The organism is Bradyrhizobium sp. ISRA436 (assembly GCF_029910015.1).
Classification (GTDB): Bacteria; Pseudomonadota; Alphaproteobacteria; order Rhizobiales; family Xanthobacteraceae; genus Bradyrhizobium.
On the sequence record NZ_CP094519.1, the window covers coordinates 4,782,444 to 4,800,338 of the forward strand.

The following is a 17,895-nucleotide window of genomic DNA, read 5'->3' on the forward strand; positions in this document are numbered from 1 at the left end:
CGCACTGCACCTCTCCCGCTTGCGGGGGAGGTCGGATCGCATCGACAGATGCGATCCGGGTGGGGGCTTTCTCCACGCAAAGGCTCTCGCTCGCGGAGACACCCCCACCCCAGCCCTCCCTCGCAAGCGGGAGAGGGAGTGGAGTCCCGATGTGGGAGCAACGCCCTACCCCGGCATGAACCCGAACGCCTTCTCGAACCGCCGGGCGTAGACCGGCCAGACCTCGGGATTGATGACGCGCGGCGGCCGCTTGCCGTCGAGCGCGTCGAGGATCTGCTCGGCGGCGATCCGCCCCATGTTCATGCGCGCCTCGCGGGTGACGCCGGCGGTGTGCGGGCTCGCCAGCACATTATCGAACTGCAGCAGCGGATGATCCGGCGGCGGCGGTTCCTTGGCCCAGACGTCGAGGCCGGCGCCGGCGATCCGCTTCTCGCGCAGCGCGTCCTCCAGCGCTTTCTCGTCGTGGATGAAGCCGCGCGCGGTGGTGACGAAATAGGCGTGCGGTTGCATCAGCGCGAATTCGCGCGCGCCGATCATGCCGCGGCTGTCCTTTGCAAGCGGGCATGAGATCGAGAGGAAGTCGGCGCGACGCAGCAGGTCGTCGAGCTCGACCTTTTCCCCGCCCCGCTTCGCCATCTCTTCTGCCGTGAGATATGGATCGTAGGCGATCACCTTCATGTGCAGCAGGCCCTTGCACAGCTCGGCGATGCGGCGGCCGACATTGCCGAGGCCAACGATGCCGACGGTCTTCTCCTTCAATTCGTTGCCGATCAGGTCGTTGCGGTTGACGTTGGCCTCGCGGCGCAGCCGGCGGTCGGACTGGATGATGCGCTTCGACAGCGTCAGCATCATGCCGAGCGCGTGCTCGGCGACCGAGTTGGCATTGCCGCCGGACTGATTGACCACCAGCACGCCGGCTGCGGTGCAGGCATCGACGTCGACGGGATCGAAGCCCGCGCCGTTCGAGGAGACGATCAAGAGATTGGGCGCGCGCTTCAACAGCTCGGCATGGGCATGGAAGTGCGGCGCCAGCTCATCACGCGCAGCACCGATCTGGTAGGCATGAGCCTCGGCCAGGATCGGCGCGAACTGCGCCTCCGGCGTCTCGTTCTCGAGCCGGTCGAGCCGCACGTCCGGCCGCTTCTTCAGGATGTCGACGTAGATGTCGTGGGCGAGATATTTGACGTAGAACACACGCTTGTTGTTGACGGTCATGTCTTCGAGCAGCTCTCAGTTTGGGAAGCCATAGAGTCTTGCGGGATTATCGACGAGGATGCGTTGCCGCGTCGCCGCATCCGGCGTCCACTCGTGGAACAGGTCGAGCAGATGGCCGGCGTCGGGCATCTCGCCCTCCACCCGCGGATGCGGCCAGTCGCCGCCCCACACCAGCCGTTCGGAATTGGCTGATACCAGCGCCTCATGAAACGGCCGCGCATCCGGATAATCGGGCGCCTCTCGGCTCAGGCGGTGTGCACCGGACAGTTTGGCCCAGCACCAGCCCTCATCGACCGCGCGCAGCAGGTTCTGGAAACCCTCGCTGTTGATGCCGACGCGGGCATCGGTGCGGCCCATGTGGTCGACCACGACGGGCAGACCCAGCTTCTTCAACGTCGGGATCGTCGCGGGCAGATCCTTCACATCGATCCAGAGCTGCAGGTGCCAGCCGAGCTCGGCCATCACGGCCGCGTGCGTCGCGGCGACACCAAGGGGAATGCCGCCGCGATAATGCAGCTGCCCGCCGCGGAAGAAATGATTGAAGCGCAAGCCGCGCACACCCAGCACGTGCCATTGTCGCAACGTGCCCGGCGACACATCGGCGTCAGCCACCGCAACGCCGCGCAGACGCGCGGGCTCGCGCTGCAGTGCATCCAGCATCGCCGAATTGTCGCGGCCATGCGCACTGCCCTGCACCAGCACGCCGCGGGTAAAGCCGAGCGCATCGAGCATGCCGAGATATGTCTGCAACGGCGCGTCCGGCGGCGTGTAGCTGCGATCCGCAGCATAGGGAAAGCGCTCCGCCGGGCCGAACACATGGGCATGCGTGTCGCAGGCCTTTGGCGGCAGCTTCTGCTTCGGCGGCGTCACTGGACGCGGCGGCAAGCAGGCGGGAATGTCTGACGCGGCCATCGCCTCACTCCGCCGTCATGCCGGCGGCCTTGATGATCGGCCCCCATTTGTCATAGTCGGCGTGGATCTTGGCATCGAATGTCGCCGGCGTGCTGCCGATCGGAATCGCGCCGAGCTTGCCGAGCCGCTGGATATGAACTGACTTGGTGGGGAACAGCTCGGCCGAGGCAATGCCGGCCGCGATCATCGCCGCTGCCGCAATGGCCATTCGCCAGACCCACCCGGCCATGCCTGCCCTCCCGTCATTATCGTTGTCGTTTCTATCGCACGCCGGATCGGCGCCGGTATCGTCGAAATCCGCAGATCGCGTTGCGGCCGGGGCATGTTGACAATCCCGTGCACCGCGTCAAGTTTTCACCCCCGCAAGCGGCCAGAAGCGTCGCGCGATCAGGGAGAACGGGATGGCCGCATCAGCGGAACAAAACTCAGCCCAGAAACCAGCGTCGCCAGCGACGACCTGGCACGGCATCGTCCTGGAGACGCTGAAGCGCAACGAGATCCGCCTGGTCCCCTACGTGCCCGACCGGGTGTTGACCACGCTGATCAAGAACCTGCACGCCGATCCCTATTTCACGACGTTTCCAACCGCGCGCGAGGAAGAGGCTGTCGGCATCGTCTCCGGTGCCTGGATGGCCGGGATGCGCGGCGCGGTGCTCATGCAGACCTCGGGTTTCGCCACGCTCGCCAATGTGCTGGCCTCGCTCGCGGTGCCCTACCAGATCCCGCTGATCATGTTCATCTCCGAGCGCGGCACGCTCGGCGAGTTCAACTACGGCCAGGCGCTGGTCTGCCGCACCATGCGCCCCGTGCTCGATTCGCTGGCGCTGGAGCATCACACCATCACGCGGCTCGACGAGCTCGAATTCATCGCCGACCGCTCGATCAAGCAGGCCGTCACCACCCAGGCGCCGGTGGCGCTGATCCTCTCGCCGCTTTTGACTGGCGGCAAAGTGTTCGACAAGTGAGATCAGCCATGACTGCAACACAAGCGCGCAACACCAAGGTGATGAACCGCTTCGATCTCACCCAGCGGCTCGTCGCAAAACTGAAGGACGAGGCCGTGATCGGCGGCATCGGCAACACCAATTTCGACCTCTGGGCCGCCGGCCATCGCCCGCAGAACTTCTACATGCTGGGCAGCATGGGCCTCGCCTTCCCGATCGCGCTCGGCGTCGCGCTGGCGCAGCCGAAGCGGCGCGTGTTCGCGCTCGAAGGCGACGGCTCGCTCTTGATGCAGCTCGGCTGCCTCGCGACGATCGCGGCGCAGGCGCCAAAGAACCTCACCATGGTGGTGATGGACAACGGCATCTACCAGATCACAGGCAGCCAGCCGACGCCGGCCGCCGGCCATACCGATATCGTCGCGGTTGCGGTGGCAAGCGGCCTTGCCAACAGCTCCTGGGCCGCCGACGAAGACGATTTCGAGCGGCTGATCGAACAATCGATGACGGCTTCGGGGCCGAGCCTGATCGGCGTCCGCATCGACGACAAGCCCGGCACCGGAACGACACGCCGCGATCCCGTCCAGATCCGCGAGCGCTTTATGCACGGGATGGGGGTAAGGCAACCGCTGTAGGCAATCTGCCGCGATAGCTCCGCCCGTCATTGCGAGCAAAGCGAAGCAATCCAGCTGTCCGCATATGTGGAAAGATGGATTGCTTTCGTCGCTCTGCTCCTCGCAATGACGGCGGTGAGACGCTGCGTCAGTTCATCCGCAGTTCCGTGATGTGCCGCGGATCCGGGCTGAGCTTACCGCGCTCGACGCGCTTGACGATCTCGGTCAGCGCGGCGTTGGCATGGCACGCAAGGCCGAGCTTCTCGCCCTCACGCACCACGAAGCCGTTGAGGAATTCGATCTCGGTACGCCGGCCCTTCTGCATATCCTGGCCCATCGAGGGGCGCTGCGCGGACGAGGCGCGTTTCGCGTCCTTGAAGCGCTGCTCGTCGCAGACGCGCATCGCCGCCTCGTCGCCTTCGCCGGCGCGCGCGATCGTCTCGGGCGGCAGATGCAGGATCTCCTCCAGCTGATAGCCGTAGGCCTGGCCGACGCGGATCGCCTCGCTGCCGAGCCGCGTCGAGAAGCGACGCAGCGGCTCACTTTGCAGCACCTCGCTGCCCGGCAGGCCGGTGCAGGCCGAGAGCCCGTTGCCCATCACGTTGGCGACGAGCTTCGACCAGCGCTCGCCCCAGAGATTGCTCGTCACCTTGGCGCTGTCGGAATAGCCGACCAGCCGACAGACTTCTTCGACGCGTGAGGTGATGCGGCCGTGCACTTCGCCGGCGCGAAACACGGTATGCGCCGCCCCGCCCTTGCCGGCGCCGCGGTGGATGTGGCCGGGGTCAGGCAGGTTGACGGTGATGCTGCTCGCGATGCAGCCGAGCGTCTTGCCCCAGCCGACGATGCCGGCGATCGTCTCCTCGTTCATGCAGTTCTGCAGCGAAACGACATAGCCGTCCGGCGCCAGATATTGCCGGATCAGCATGGTCGCCCACGCCGTGTCGTACGACTTCATGCACACGAAGGCGATGTCGACCGGCTTCTCTTTTGCAAGCTGCTGTGCGTCGGTGACGTGGAGCGCACGGACCTGAACCGAGAATTCCGCGACGTCCATCGCGTGCGTCACCCGCAGGCCGTGCTTCCTCATGTGCTCGACATGCTCGGGCCATGGATCGATGAAGGTGACATCCTCACCTGCCTGCACCATATGCGCTCCGGTGTAGCCGCCGACGGCGCCAGCTCCGACGATCGCGATCTTCCGACCCATGCTTCCATCCCCTGCCTGTTCTCGACCGTGGCGGGCGCAAACTCGCGTCCGTCCATTCGAGCTCAGTCTAGGGGATCGGGGCTAGCAGCCAAATGGTCGTTTCATGCCAAAAGTGTGCCCGTGCCATGCCGGTAATGATGGACAGGCCGGACCAAACGAATCCTCGCGGGCGATTGGCCCGCGAGGATGTTGTGCGCAATTATAGATCGCGCCGGATCAGTCGATGATCCTGATGACCCTGTGGGTGCGCGGGTCGACGATCACGCGATGATCATTGACGACCGCGTAGCGGTACTCGGTGTAACGCGGCACCGGGCGCAGCACGACCGTATCAGGCAGCGGCTCGCCGACCACGACGCGCTCGTGCACCACGACTGACGGCTCGTCCCGCGGGATCGACGTGATCACCGCATTCGGAATCTCGAGGCCGGCGCCGACCGCGGCGCCTACCGTACCGCCGACGATCGCGCCCACCGGCCCTGCAATTTCGCCGCCGGCCCGTGCGCCATTCGCGGCGCCCGCTGCAGTGGTCGACTGCGCGAACGCCGAGCCGGACGCGAGCAGCGACGCGGCGACAATGGAAACAACAAGACGCTTGTTCATCAATCTCCTCCTCCGAGTTGATAGACGCCCGGTCAACTTCCGGAGGAATGAGAACGTTCCGGTTCCAAATCGGCAACATCGCGAGCAGAGTCCGATTCCACTGCAATTCCTGTCAGTTCCAGCACAAATGAAAAATGCCGCCTCGGACGTGTCCGAAGCGGCATTCATCGTTCGTTCAGAATTGTATCAAAGCAGGCCCGCGCCGCGCGCCCATTTGTATTTGGCGCCCAGCACTTCGACCGGCAGCTCGGTCGAATAGGCATAGGCCGGGATGCCGTGCTGATAGAGATACTCCGCGGCCTCCTCGACCTCGACGTCGCCGGCGAGCGAAGCGACCATCGGCTTCACGAAGCCCTTGGCTTCCATCTCCTTCTTCACCTCGACCATGTTGCGCGCGAACACCATCGGCGGCGTGACGATCGTGTGCCAATAGCCGAGGATCAGCGCGTGGATACGATCGTCCGACAGGCCGAGCTTCACGGTGTTGACGTAGGTGATCGGCGGCTCGCCGCCGGTGATGTCGACGGGATTGCCGGCCGCGCCGAACGGCGGGATGAACTTGCGGAACGCCGCATCGAGATCCGGCGGCATCTGCATCAGCGACAGGCCATTGTCGACGACGGAGTCGGAGAGCAGCACGCCCGAGCCGCCAGCGCCGGTGATGATCAGCACGTTCTCGCCCTTCGGCGTCGGCAGCACCGGCACGCCGCGGGCGAATTCGAGCAGCTGCCGCAAGCTGCGGGCGCGGATCACGCCGGACTGCTTGAACATGTCCTCGTAGATCTTGTCGTTGCCGGCCAGCGCGCCGGTGTGCGACGAGGCCGCTTTCGCACCGGCCGAGGTGCGGCCGGCCTTGAGCACGACCACCGGCTTCTTCTTGGCGACGCGCTTGGCCGCTTCCGCGAACGCACGGCCGTCCTTCAAATCCTCGCAGTGCTGCGCGATCAGGTTGGTGTTCGGATCCTGCTCGAAGAAGGCAAGCAGATCGTCCTCGTCGATATCGGACTTGTTGCCGAGGCCGACGATCGCCGACACACCCATCTTCGCCGAACGCGAGAAGCCGATGATCGCCATGCCGATGCCGCCGGACTGCGACGACAGCGCCGCGTGGCCCTTGACGTCGTAGGCGGTGCAGAAGGTCGCGCAGAGATTGGCCGGCGTGTAATAGAAGCCGTAGATGTTCGGCCCCATCAGGCGGACGTTGTACTTCTTGCCGACCTCGACGATCTCGGCCTGCAGCTCCGGCGCGCCCGCTTCCGCAAAGCCTGACGGAATCAGCACCGCGCCGGGGATTTTCTTCTCGCCGCATTCGGCGAGCGCGCCGGCAACGAACTTCGCGGGGATCGCGAACACGGCGGTGTCGATCACGCCGGGCACCTCCTTGACGCTCTTGTAGGCCTTGTAGCCGAGGATCTCGTCCGCCTTGGGATGGATCGGATAGATCTCGCCCTTGTAGCCGCCGTTGATGAGGTTCTTCATCACGGAGTTGCCGATCTTGCCGTCCTCGGCGGAGGCGCCGATCACCGCAACGCCCTTCGGCTGCATGATACGGCTCATCGCCGCGACGATCTCCTCGGTCGGACGGGGCGCCGGACGCGGCTTGTAGTTGAAGTCGACGACGATGCGGACGTCGGCCGCGATCGCGTCCTTCTTGGTCGCGAAGACGGGGTTGAGGTCGAGCTCGACGATCTCGGGGAAATCGCTGACGAGCTGCGAGACCTTGACGATGACGTCGGCCAGCGCCTCGCGATTGACGGGATCGCCGCCGCGGACGCCCTTCAGCATCTCGTGCGCCTGGATGCCGTCGAGCATCGACAGCGCGTCCTCCCTGGTCGCGGGCGCGAGGCGGAAGGTGATGTCCTTGAGAACCTCAACGAGCACACCGCCGAGGCCGAAGGCGACCAGCTTGCCGAACGAGCCGTCGGTGATGGAGCCGACGATGACCTCGGTGCCGCCGCCCAGCATCTGCTGCACCTGGACGCCTTCGATCTTGGCGTCGGCCTTGTACTTCTTCGCGTTGGCGAGAATCGTCTCGTAGCTCTTCTCGGCCTCCGCGGCGCTCTTGACGCCGACCACGACGCCGCCGGCCTCGGTCTTGTGGAGGATGTCCGGCGAGACGATCTTCATCACGACCGGGAACCCCATCTCGGAGGCGATCCGCGCGGCATCGGCCGCGGATTTGGCCACGCCCTCCTTTGGCACCGGAATTCCGTAGGCGTCGCACACCACCTTGCCCTCGGGCGCGGTGAGGCTCGTGCGTTTGTCGGCCCTGACCGCATCGAGAACTTTGCGGACCGCATCCTTTGAGTTTGACATTGGCTTCCTCCTGGGACAAATTTTATGGCATTTGGTATGCCAGAGGAGGAATTGTCAAGGTCGCCGAATGCTCAAAAGCGCCGAAAATAAAGGTATCTTGACATTCTGGTATTTGGCATGCCAAAAACTAAGGTAATTTCTTCTGCTAAAAAGACGTCTCCAAGAGGAGGAGACGAGTCGTGCCCGAACCAAAACAGACCAAGGCGTCGCCTATCATGGCAGACACAGACATCGCCATCGTCCGGATCGCTCCGGAGACGAGCTTCAAGAACAAGGCCTATGAGGCCTTGAAGGAAGCGATTCTGAAGATGGACATCTACGCGACGCCCGAGCCGGTGATGCTCGACGAGCGCGCGCTGTCCGAACGGCTCGGCGTCAGCCGCACGCCCATCCGCGAGGCGATCGCGATGCTCGAGCAGGACGGTTTCGTGAAGACCGTGCCGCGCCGCGGCATCGTCGTGGTCCGCCGCAGCAAGGCGGAGATCGTCGACATGATCCGCGCCTGGGCGGCGCTGGAAAGCATGGCGGCGCGCCTGATCACGACCACCGCGCGCAAGAAGGACATCACGGCGCTGCGTGACTTCTTTAGGGATTTCGGCCCCGATCGCCTGCCGCAGGATCACGTGGAGGAATATTCCAAGGCCAACATCGCATTCCATCAGGCGCTGATCTCGCTATCGGAATCGCCCGTGCTGGTCGACCTCACCAACGACCTGCTGCTGCATGTGCGCGGCTATCGCCAGCTCACGATCGGGCGCAAGGACCGCACCGCGACCTCCCTGCCCGAACATCTCGGGATCATCGAGGCGCTGGAAGCGCGCGACACCGAGCTCGCCGAGAAACGTGCGCGCGATCACACGCTTGGGCTGGCGGCCTATGTCGAGGCACACGGCCAAGAACTCTTTACGTAGCACTCAAAGTCCACACGCTTCAGACGACCATCAGATCGTCCGAAACAAAAGAACGATCAGGGAGACGATGCCGATGCTGAATACCGCTGCGAAGTCCGAGGCACGGGGCACCGAGCAAGAATTGACCGATGGCTTCCACCTCGTCATCGATGCGCTCAAGCTCAACGGCATCAACACCATCTACGGTGTGCCGGGTATCCCGATCACGGACCTGGGCCGCATGGCCCAGGCGGCGGGCATTCGCGTGCTGTCGTTCCGCCACGAGCAGAACGCCGGCTACGCCGCGTCGATCGCGGGCTTCCTGACCAAGCGTCCCGGCGTCTGCCTCACGGTGTCGGCGCCCGGCTTCCTCAACGGCCTCACCGCGCTGGCCCACGCCACCACCAACTGCTTCCCGATGATCCTGATCTCGGGCTCCTCGGAGCGCGAGATCGTCGACCTGCAGCAGGGCGACTATGAGGAGATGGACCAGCTCGCGATTGCCAAGCCGCTGTGCAAGGCCGCGTTCCGCGTGCTGCATGCCCAGGACATCGGCATTGGACTTGCGCGCGCGATCCGCGCCGCGGTGTCGGGCCGTCCGGGCGGCGTCTATCTCGACCTCCCCGCGAAGCTGTTCTCCCAGGTGATGAATGCCGACGCCGGACAGAAATCGCTGGTCAAGGTGATCGACGCCGCACCCGAGCAGATCCCCTCCCCGTCGGCGGTCAAGCGCGCGCTCGATGTGCTCAAGAGTGCGAAGCGGCCGCTGATCATTCTCGGCAAGGGCGCCGCCTACGCGCAGGCCGACGAGCAGATCAAGGCCTTGGTCGAGAAGAGCGGCGTGCCGTTCCTGCCGATGAGCATGGCCAAGGGCCTGTTGCCCGACCTGCATCCGCAATGCGCCGGCGCGGCGCGCTCGACCGTGCTGAAGGACGCCGACGTCGTGATGCTGATCGGCGCCCGCCTCAACTGGCTATTGTCGCACGGCAAGGGCAAGACCTGGGGCGACGCCCCGAAGAAGTTCATCCAGGTCGACATCGAGCCGAAGGAAATGGACTCCAACGTCGAGATTGCGGCCCCCGTGGTCGGCGATATCGGCTCCTGCGTCACGGCGCTGCTCGAGGGCATGGGCGCGAACTGGCCGGCGGCGCCGGCCGACTGGGTCGGCAAGATCGCGACCAAGCGCGACGAGAACGTTGCCAAGATGGCGCCGAAGCTGATGAGCAACGCCTCGCCGATGGACTATCACGGTGCGCTCGGCGCGCTGCGCGCCATCATCGCGGAACGTCCAGACACCATCTTCGTCAACGAAGGCGCCAACACGCTCGACCTCGCCCGCGGCGTGGTCGACATGCATAAACCGCGCAAGCGGCTCGACGTCGGCACCTGGGGCGTGATGGGCATCGGCATGGGCTATTCGATCGCCGCCGCGATCGAGACCGGCCACCCCGTGCTCGCGGTCGAGGGCGACAGCGCCTTCGGCTTCTCGGGCATGGAGGTCGAGACCATCTGCCGCTACAAGCTGCCGATCTGCGTCGTGATCTTCAACAATGACGGCATCTATCGCGGCACCGACGTCAACAGTGCAAGCTCGGACCCTGCGACCACCGTATTCGTCAAGGGTTCGCGCTACGACAAGATGATGGAAGCCTTCGGCGGCGTCGGCGTCAATGCGACCTCGCCCGACGAGCTGAAGCGTGCGGTCAACGCCGCGCTGGATTCCGGCAAGCCGACACTGATCAACGCGGTGATCGATCCGGCCGCCGGCTCGGAGAGCGGCCGCATCGGCAACCTCAATCCGCAAAGCGTTCTGAAGAAGAAGTAAACCGACTAACCCACCGGTGTCGTTCCCCGCGCAGGCGGGGAATCCAGTAAGCGCCGAACCATCGTGTGACGAAGGTTCGGCCCAACTGACCAACGGTGATTACTGGATGCCCGCCTTCGCGGGCATGACGACAACAGAGTAGAAGGAGCAGACATTATGACCAAGGCGCTCACGGGCGTTCGCATTCTCGATTTCACCCACGTCCAGTCGGGCCCGACCTGCACGCAGTTGCTGGCCTGGTTCGGCGCCGACGTGATCAAGGTCGAGCGTCCCGGCGTCGGCGACATCACGCGCGGCCAGCTGCAGGACATCCCGAACGTGGACAGCCTGTATTTCACCATGCTGAACCACAACAAGCGCTCGATCACGCTCGACACCAAGAACCCGAAGGGCAAGGAAGTGCTGACCGCGCTGATCAAGAAGTGCGACGTGCTGGTCGAGAATTTCGGCCCCGGCGTGCTCGACCGCATGGGCTTCTCCTGGGAGAAGATCCAGAGCATCAACCCGAAGATGATCGTCGCCTCGATCAAGGGTTTCGGCCCCGGCCCGTATGAGGACTGCAAGGTCTACGAGAACGTCGCGCAGTGCACCGGCGGCGCCGCATCCACCACCGGCTTCCGCGACGGCCTGCCGCTCGTGACCGGCGCGCAGATCGGCGACAGCGGCACCGGCTTGCATCTCGCGCTCGGCATCGTCACCGCGCTCTATCACCGCACGCACTCCGGCAAAGGCCAGCGCGTCACCGCGGCGATGCAGGACGGTGTCTTGAACCTGTCGCGCGTCAAGCTGCGCGACCAGCAGCGCCTCGCCCACGGTCCGCTGAAGGAGTACAGCCAGTTCGGCGAAGGCATCCCGTTCGGCGACGCCGTGCCGCGCGCCGGCAACGATTCCGGTGGCGGCCAGCCCGGCCGCATCCTGAAGTGCAAGGGCTGGGAGACCGATCCGAACGCCTACATCTACTTCATCACCCAGGCGCCGGTCTGGGAGAAGATCTGCGACGTGATCGGCGAGCCGACCTGGAAGACCGATCCGAACTACGCCAAGCCGGCCGCCCGCCTGCCGCGGCTGAACGAGATCTTCGCCCGCATCGAGCAGTGGACGATGACAAAGACCAAGTTCGAGGCGATGGAGATCCTGAACAAGGACGACATCCCCTGCGGTCCGATCCTGTCGATGAAGGAACTCGCCGAAGATCAGTCGCTGCGCGCGACCGGCACCGTGGTCGAGGTCGATCATCCGACCCGCGGCAAGTACCTCTCGGTCGGCAACCCGATCAAGCTGTCGGACTCGCCGAGCGACGTGAAGTGCTCGCCGCTGCTCGGCGAGCACACCGACGAGATCCTGCGCGAGGTGCTCGGCTTCTCCGATCACCAGGTCGCCGAGATCCACGATTCCGGCGCGCTCGATCCGCCGCAGAAGCAGGCCGCCGAGTAAGCACGCTTCAGCTTCGTCGCAGCATTCACAAAGGCCGCCGGTGCCCCCGGCGGCCTTTGTTGCAGACCACGCCTTGGTTGCGCTTCCTTCTGGCGTCGCCTGAATGCTACATGTCTCAGCGAAGCGGCGTTAGAATCTGCTGGTGCTCGCCGGCTGTGGGCTGACGCCTCCTGCCGAGGCGAGCTGACCGCTCTTGCTGTCGCCGGAACGATGGTGAGCCCGCCCGTAGCGGGTTTTTTATTGCCCGACCGAAGGAGGCAGCAGGTGAAGGACGAACCCAACTCACCTTTCCCGCCAGCCCGAATCCCCACGGGAGTCTGGGCGCTGGGCTTCGTGTCGATGCTGATGGACATCTCCTCGGAGATGATCCACGCGCTGCTGCCGGTCTATCTTGTCACCGCGCTCGGCACCTCGATGGTGACGGTCGGCTTCATCGAAGGCGTCGCGGAAGCGACCGCCTCGATCACAAAGATATTTTCGGGCGCGCTGTCCGACTGGCTCGGCAAGCGCAAGCTGCTTGCGGCGATCGGCTACGGAATTGCCGCCGTCACCAAGCCGGTGTTTCCGCTGGCGCCGACCGTCGGCTGGCTGATTGCCGCCCGCTTCATCGATCGCGTCGGCAAGGGCATACGCGGCGCGCCACGCGACGCGCTCGTCGCCGATATCGCGCCCGCCGAATTGCGCGGCGCGAGCTTCGGGCTTCGGCAATCGCTCGACACCGTCGGCGCCTTCGTCGGTCCCCTGCTCGCCATCGCCCTGATGTGGACCAGCGCCGATAATTTCCGCGCGGTGTTCTGGCTTGCCGTCATTCCGGCCTTCCTCTCACTCGCCCTGATCGTCCTTGCCGTCAAAGAGCCGAGCCGTCATACCAATAAGAGCCGAGCGAAAAACCCGCTGAGCCTCGCCGCGGTCAAGCATCTCGGGAAACCCTACTGGCGCGTGGTCGGGATCGGCGTCGTATTCACGCTCGCCCGCTTCAGCGAGGCGTTCCTGATCCTGCGCGCACAAAATGTCGGACTTGACGCGATGTGGGTCCCGGCGGTGCTGGTGCTGATGAACATCGTCTATGCCCTATCGGCCTATCCAGCCGGTGTGCTGTCCGACCGGATCAATCGCACCGGCCTGCTCGCAATCGGGCTCGTATGCCTCGCTGCCGCCGATCTCACGCTGGCCACCCTCGCGAATCTCGGCGGGCTGGCGCTCGGCGTAGCCCTTTGGGGCCTGCACATGGGGCTGACACAAGGCCTGTTCGCAACGCTCATCGCTGATACCTCGCCCGCCTCGCTGCGTGGCACCGCCTACGGGTATTTCAACCTGTTGAGCGGCGTCGCGATGCTTTGCTCGAGCGTCATCGCGGGCGCGCTGTGGGACGCACTTGGGCCCGCGGCCACGTTCCTTAGCGGTCTTGTCTTTGCCCTGTTTTCGCTCGCCGGACTGCTTGCGATCGATACGATCGTCAAGCGTGCGAACGACCAAGAACTTTGAGGAGATGTCACGCAAACTGCGCAATCAGCAGCCGCCTCAGCTCGCCGACGAGTGCGGCAGGAATTCATTCCGGCTCGAGGTGACGATTACGAGGGCACCAGCACGCGGAACGAGAAGTCGGTCTACCAGAACAAAGCGCTGCTGTCGGAGCTGATCGGCAATCTCCATCCGCACTCGAACGTCCATATCATCGACTGCGGCGCTCCTACGGCCATGGCGGGTTCACCCGGGAATACCGCCACAACCACGAGGCGGCATGACGCACGCCTTGCGTGGGCTCGGAAACGGCCCGGCATCCTCCCCGCAGACCTACTTAGGGGATCGCGGCCGAGTTCCCTTGGCGTTGGGCGATCTGGGATCCCAATTAGGTGATTTTTGCTGCGATGCACATCGTGAATGCTGCTATGCAAACAAGCTCGTTGCGTCTGGCATCTGGTATACCTAGATTGACCCCAGATGATGAGCCAGCACCTCGCCGGCCTCAAGCCGAAAGGGGACACCAATGTCCAAGACCACTGCTATCGCGCTCGCGCCGTCCACCACCCTGCTCGGCCGCCTGTTGGCCACGATCGACCGCCTCCTGATGAAGAGCGCGGAGATCTCCAACCGCAACGGTGACCTGCCGCGTTTCGGCCTCTGAGCCGCAGGACTCTTGCACGCGTGAGCGAACGGCTCTCGCCGCGCGTCTGATCCGACATCGAAGTTTTCGTGCAATGGCCCCGATCTCCGGGGCCATTTTTTTTGCGCTGGGCCATCCATCCACTGCGACTACGGGCAACGCTGCGGCATAAGCGCACGCTGACGCTGCGACAGCTTGAACCTTGGCATATCGAATACCAAGATGGCCGCCGCGCGCCAAAAGCACAATCACGATAAGCGCGTTGGGAGGATCAATGTCGGATATGGCTCAGGCAACTGCGGCCCCTACGGCCGCGCGCGTCAGCGACACCTATCGGTGGACGCAACTTGCGATCGGCGTCGCCGCAATGGTGATGATCGCAAATTATCAGTACGGGTGGACGTTCTTCGTCCCCGATATCCAAAAGAAGTTCGGATGGGACCGCGCCTCAATCCAGTGGGCCTTCACCCTGTTCGTGCTGTTCGAGACCTGGCTGGTGCCGGTTGAAGGCTGGTTCGTCGACAAATACGGCCCACGCATCGTCGTACTCGTCGGCGGCGTATTGTGCGCCATCGGTTGGGTGATCAACGCGCAGGCGACCACGCTCAACGGCTACTATCTCGGCATGATCATCGCAGGCATCGGTGCCGGCGGCGTCTACGGCACCTGCGTCGGCAATGCGCTGAAATGGTTTCCCGACAAGCGCGGCCTCGCCGCAGGGATTACTGCAGCAGGCTTCGGCGCGGGTTCGGCGCTGACGGTCGCGCCGATCCAGGCGATGATCAAGGACTCCGGCTTTCAGACCACCTTCCTCTATTTCGGTCTCGGGCAGGGCATCGTCATCGTGCTGCTCGCCTTCTTCCTGCTCGCGCCGAAGGCCGGGCAGGTGCCGCAGGTGACGCAGAACGCCAACCTGGTCCAGACCCGGCGCAACTACCAGCCGACCGAAGTGCTGCGGCAGCCGATCTTCTGGCTGATGTACTTCATGTTCGTGATCGTCGGCGCCGGCGGCCTGATGGTGACGGCGAACCTGAAGCCGATCGCGGTGGACTGGAAGGTCGACAACATTCCGGTGACCCTGGTCGGCATGACCATGACGGCGGTGACCTTCGCCGCAACCATCGACCGCATCCTCAATGGCCTGACGCGACCGTTCTTCGGCTGGATCTCCGACATGATCGGCCGCGAGAACACGATGTTCATCGCCTTCGGCATGGAAGGCCTCGGCATCTGGGCGCTCCACATGCTCGGCCACGATCCGGTGTGGTTCGTGATTCTGTCCGGCTTCGTATTCTTCGCCTGGGGTGAGATCTATTCGCTGTTTCCCTCGACCTGCACCGACACGTTCGGCGCCAAGTTCGCGACCACCAATGCGGGCCTGCTCTACACCGCGAAGGGCACCGCCGCGCTGCTGGTGCCGATCGCCAACTACATGCAGCAGTCGTCCGGTCATTGGGACAACGTCTTCATCACCGCCGCCGGCGCCAACATTCTCGCGTCCTTGCTCGCGATCGCGGTGCTCAAGCCCTGGCGCAAGATCGTGGTGGCGAAGTCGACGGCGTAAGCGTCAAGCGCATCTCCAACCGACGAAAACGCCCGGCAGGACGCCGGGCGTTTTTGTTTTGCTGAGGTCAGCGGGATACGGAAACCGGGGGCGCCTTGCATGCCAATTTTGCTGCGCTGCAACCTAAGGATAAGCTTGCTTTCTGGGATATAGTATACCAACATCGGTCGATGGCTTGTGACAATAAGCCACAAGAATTGCGACACTCGGTCACAAGAACTAGAGCGCGTTCGGGAGGACTTGATGGTTTCCAGCAATACAGCTGTCACGCAAGCACAACCTTCGGCCAGCGGCTTCCGCTGGCTGCAACTTATCATGGGCATCGTCTGCATGGCGATGATCGCGAACCTCCAGTACGGCTGGACGCTGTTCGTCGATCCGATTGACGGCGCGCATCACTGGGGCCGCGCGGCGATCCAGCTCGCCTTCACCATCTTCGTGGTGACCGAGACATGGCTGGTGCCGATCGAAGCCTGGTTCGTCGACAAATACGGCCCGCGTCTTGTCATCATGTTCGGCGGTATCATGATTGCGACGGCCTGGGTGCTGAACTCCTACGCCGATTCACTCACCCTGCTCTACATCGCCGCCGTGTTCGGCGGCATCGGCGCGGGTTCGGTCTACGGCACCTGCGTCGGCAATGCGCTGAAATGGTTTCCGGATCGCCGCGGCCTCGCCGCGGGTGCGACGGCAGCCGGTTTCGGCGCAGGCGCCGCGCTCACCGTGGTGCCGATCGCCAAGATGATCGCCGCGAGCGGCTACCAGTCCGCATTCTTCAATTTCGGCATTGGACAAGGTTTAGTCGTGTTCGTGCTTGCCTTCTTCATCCGCCCGCCTGCGGTGGCGATCCCGCCGAAGAAGAAGCAGCTCAACCTGCCGCAGACCAAGATCGACTTCACGCCGCCGCAGGTGCTGCGCAGCCCGATCTTCTGGATCATGTATCTGGTGTTCGTGATGGTCGCGGCCGGCGGCCTGATGGCGGCGGCACAGATCGCGCCGATCGCGCACGACTACAAGATCGCCACCACGCCGGTCACCCTCGCCGGCTTCCAGATGGCGGCGCTGACCTTCGCGATCTCGCTCGACCGCATCTTCGACGGCTTCGGACGTCCGTTCTTCGGCTGGGTCTCCGACACTATCGGCCGCGAGCACACGATGTTCATTGCCTTCGGTACCGGCGCGCTGATGCTGCTGACGCTCTCGACCTGGGGCCATCATCCGCTGGTGTTCGTGCTGGCGACCGCGGTTTATTTCGGCGTGTTCGGCGAGATCTATTCGCTGTTTCCGGCAACCTGCGGCGACACCTTCGGCGCGAAGTTCGCCACCACCAACAACGGCATGCTCTACACGGCGAAGGGCACGGCGTCGCTGCTGGTGCCGGCTGCCAGCATCGTCGCCACCAGCTATGGCTGGCATGCGGTGTTCGTGATTGCGGTCGCGCTGAATGCCACCGCCGCGCTGATGGCCGTGTTCGTGATCAAGCCGCTACGGCGCGCCTTCATCCTTGGCAACGAGGCCGCCGCCGAGGCCGCGACGGCGGCCACCGCCAAGACGGCCTGATCCGGCATCGCAGGCTGAGTCAAAAGAGGCGCACTTCGGTGCGCCTCTTTCTTTTTCTTTTGACCTCACGATCTCAGGCATACCAAATGCAAGAGATCGATTTGACGAGATTTCCCGCTTCGACTATCTGCGGCGACAATCGGCGTAAACGTCAGATAACCTACCTATTTCAGGCATATTTTCGTCGTGGAACAGCACCATCGCCCTGTTGACATTTGGCATTATGTATACCAGACTCGCGCCGTTGATGACCCCAAGGAGGTTGCCATGCAAGTCGGAGATATCCTGCGCAAGAAGACCGCCCGCGTTGCAACGGTTCGCATGAACGAGACCGTGGCGATCGCCGCGCAACTGATGCGCACCAGCAATATCAGCGCGCTCGTGGTGAAGGATGTCGTCCGCACCGAGGGCAACACCGCCGTCGGCATGTTCACCGAGCGCGACGTGGTGCGCGCGATCGCCACGCACGGCGCAGCCGGCGCCGGCATGCGGGTGTCGCAATTCGTCGCCGTGCAGCAGCTCGTGTCCTGCAGCTCGACGGATACGCTCGATCACGTCCGTCATCTGATGAACAAGCACCATATCCGCCACGTGCCTGTGATCGACAATTACAGCCTGATCGGCGTCGTCAGCATGCGCGACATCTCGGCCGCGTTTGACGAGCACGCGACGACCTCGGTGCGGCAGGCCGTGCCGGCCTGAGATCA

The 17,895-nt window shown here is 64.0% G+C and carries 16 protein-coding genes; 10 read left to right on the plus strand and 6 right to left on the minus strand.

All coding sequences use genetic code 11. The features are described 5' to 3' along the window. Positions 1–165: 165 nt before the first annotated feature. Genes MTX23_RS22610 through MTX23_RS22620 form a run of 3 tightly spaced genes read right to left on the minus strand, consistent with a single transcriptional unit; the run spans position 166 to position 2,356 of the window. Positions 166–1,215, minus strand: coding sequence for a hydroxyacid dehydrogenase (locus MTX23_RS22610; RefSeq protein WP_280972399.1), 1,050 nt, complete (start codon positions 1,213–1,215; stop codon positions 166–168). Between the two features lie 15 nt (positions 1,216–1,230). After that, complete coding sequence (locus tag MTX23_RS22615; RefSeq protein WP_280972400.1) at positions 1,231–2,127, minus strand: amidohydrolase family protein; 897 nt, start codon at positions 2,125–2,127, stop codon at positions 1,231–1,233. A 4-nt stretch (positions 2,128–2,131) separates the two neighbouring features. After that, positions 2,132–2,356 (minus strand): hypothetical protein, encoded by a 225-nt coding sequence (locus MTX23_RS22620; RefSeq protein WP_280972401.1) that lies wholly within the window; start codon positions 2,354–2,356, stop codon positions 2,132–2,134. Between the two features lie 172 nt (positions 2,357–2,528). Here MTX23_RS22620 and MTX23_RS22625 point away from each other — a divergent pair, with 172 nt between their 5' ends. Beyond that, entirely contained in the window at positions 2,529–3,092 is a 564-nt protein-coding gene (locus MTX23_RS22625; RefSeq protein ID WP_280972402.1) for a thiamine pyrophosphate-binding protein, read from the plus strand. Between the two features lie 8 nt (positions 3,093–3,100). After that, on the plus strand, positions 3,101–3,703 hold the full coding sequence (locus MTX23_RS22630) for a thiamine pyrophosphate-dependent enzyme (protein ID WP_280972403.1): 603 nt from the start codon (positions 3,101–3,103) through the stop codon (positions 3,701–3,703). A 127-nt stretch (positions 3,704–3,830) separates the two neighbouring features. Here the strand turns inward: MTX23_RS22630 and MTX23_RS22635 are convergent, their stop codons facing one another. The 3 genes from MTX23_RS22635 to MTX23_RS22645 form a co-directional block, all read right to left on the minus strand. Then, positions 3,831–4,892 (minus strand): 2-dehydropantoate 2-reductase, encoded by a 1,062-nt coding sequence (locus MTX23_RS22635; protein WP_280972404.1) that lies wholly within the window; start codon positions 4,890–4,892, stop codon positions 3,831–3,833. A 216-nt stretch (positions 4,893–5,108) separates the two neighbouring features. Further along, positions 5,109–5,495, minus strand: a complete 387-nt coding sequence (locus MTX23_RS22640) for a DUF1236 domain-containing protein (protein ID WP_280972405.1) — start codon at positions 5,493–5,495, stop codon at positions 5,109–5,111. Between the two features lie 186 nt (positions 5,496–5,681). Further along, entirely contained in the window at positions 5,682–7,811 is a 2,130-nt protein-coding gene (locus tag MTX23_RS22645) for an acetate--CoA ligase family protein (RefSeq protein WP_280972406.1), read from the minus strand. A 215-nt stretch (positions 7,812–8,026) separates the two neighbouring features. Between MTX23_RS22645 and MTX23_RS22650 the strand changes: the two genes are divergently transcribed. From MTX23_RS22650 to MTX23_RS22685, 8 genes are all read left to right on the plus strand, one after another. Beyond that, complete coding sequence (locus MTX23_RS22650) at positions 8,027–8,722, plus strand: GntR family transcriptional regulator (protein WP_066503314.1); 696 nt, start codon at positions 8,027–8,029, stop codon at positions 8,720–8,722. Between the two features lie 73 nt (positions 8,723–8,795). After that, complete coding sequence (gene oxc, locus MTX23_RS22655) at positions 8,796–10,526, plus strand: oxalyl-CoA decarboxylase (protein WP_280972407.1); 1,731 nt, start codon at positions 8,796–8,798, stop codon at positions 10,524–10,526. A 156-nt stretch (positions 10,527–10,682) separates the two neighbouring features. Continuing rightward, positions 10,683–11,960: a formyl-CoA transferase gene (frc, locus tag MTX23_RS22660; protein ID WP_280972408.1), complete on the plus strand. Its 1,278-nt coding sequence runs from the start codon at positions 10,683–10,685 to the stop codon at positions 11,958–11,960. A gap of 339 nt (positions 11,961–12,299) precedes the next feature. After that, positions 12,300–13,445 (plus strand): MFS transporter, encoded by a 1,146-nt coding sequence (locus MTX23_RS22665; protein WP_280978151.1) that lies wholly within the window; start codon positions 12,300–12,302, stop codon positions 13,443–13,445. Between the two features lie 502 nt (positions 13,446–13,947). Next, positions 13,948–14,085: a hypothetical protein gene (locus MTX23_RS22670; RefSeq protein ID WP_201456021.1), complete on the plus strand. Its 138-nt coding sequence runs from the start codon at positions 13,948–13,950 to the stop codon at positions 14,083–14,085. Positions 14,086–14,338: 253 nt separating this feature from the next. Then, positions 14,339–15,628 (plus strand): oxalate/formate MFS antiporter, encoded by a 1,290-nt coding sequence (gene oxlT / locus MTX23_RS22675; protein WP_280972409.1) that lies wholly within the window; start codon positions 14,339–14,341, stop codon positions 15,626–15,628. 243 nt (positions 15,629–15,871) lie between these two features. Then, complete coding sequence (gene oxlT / locus MTX23_RS22680; protein ID WP_280972410.1) at positions 15,872–17,188, plus strand: oxalate/formate MFS antiporter; 1,317 nt, start codon at positions 15,872–15,874, stop codon at positions 17,186–17,188. A 267-nt stretch (positions 17,189–17,455) separates the two neighbouring features. Continuing rightward, positions 17,456–17,890, plus strand: coding sequence for a CBS domain-containing protein (locus MTX23_RS22685; RefSeq protein ID WP_280972411.1), 435 nt, complete (start codon positions 17,456–17,458; stop codon positions 17,888–17,890). Positions 17,891–17,895 lie beyond the last annotated feature (5 nt).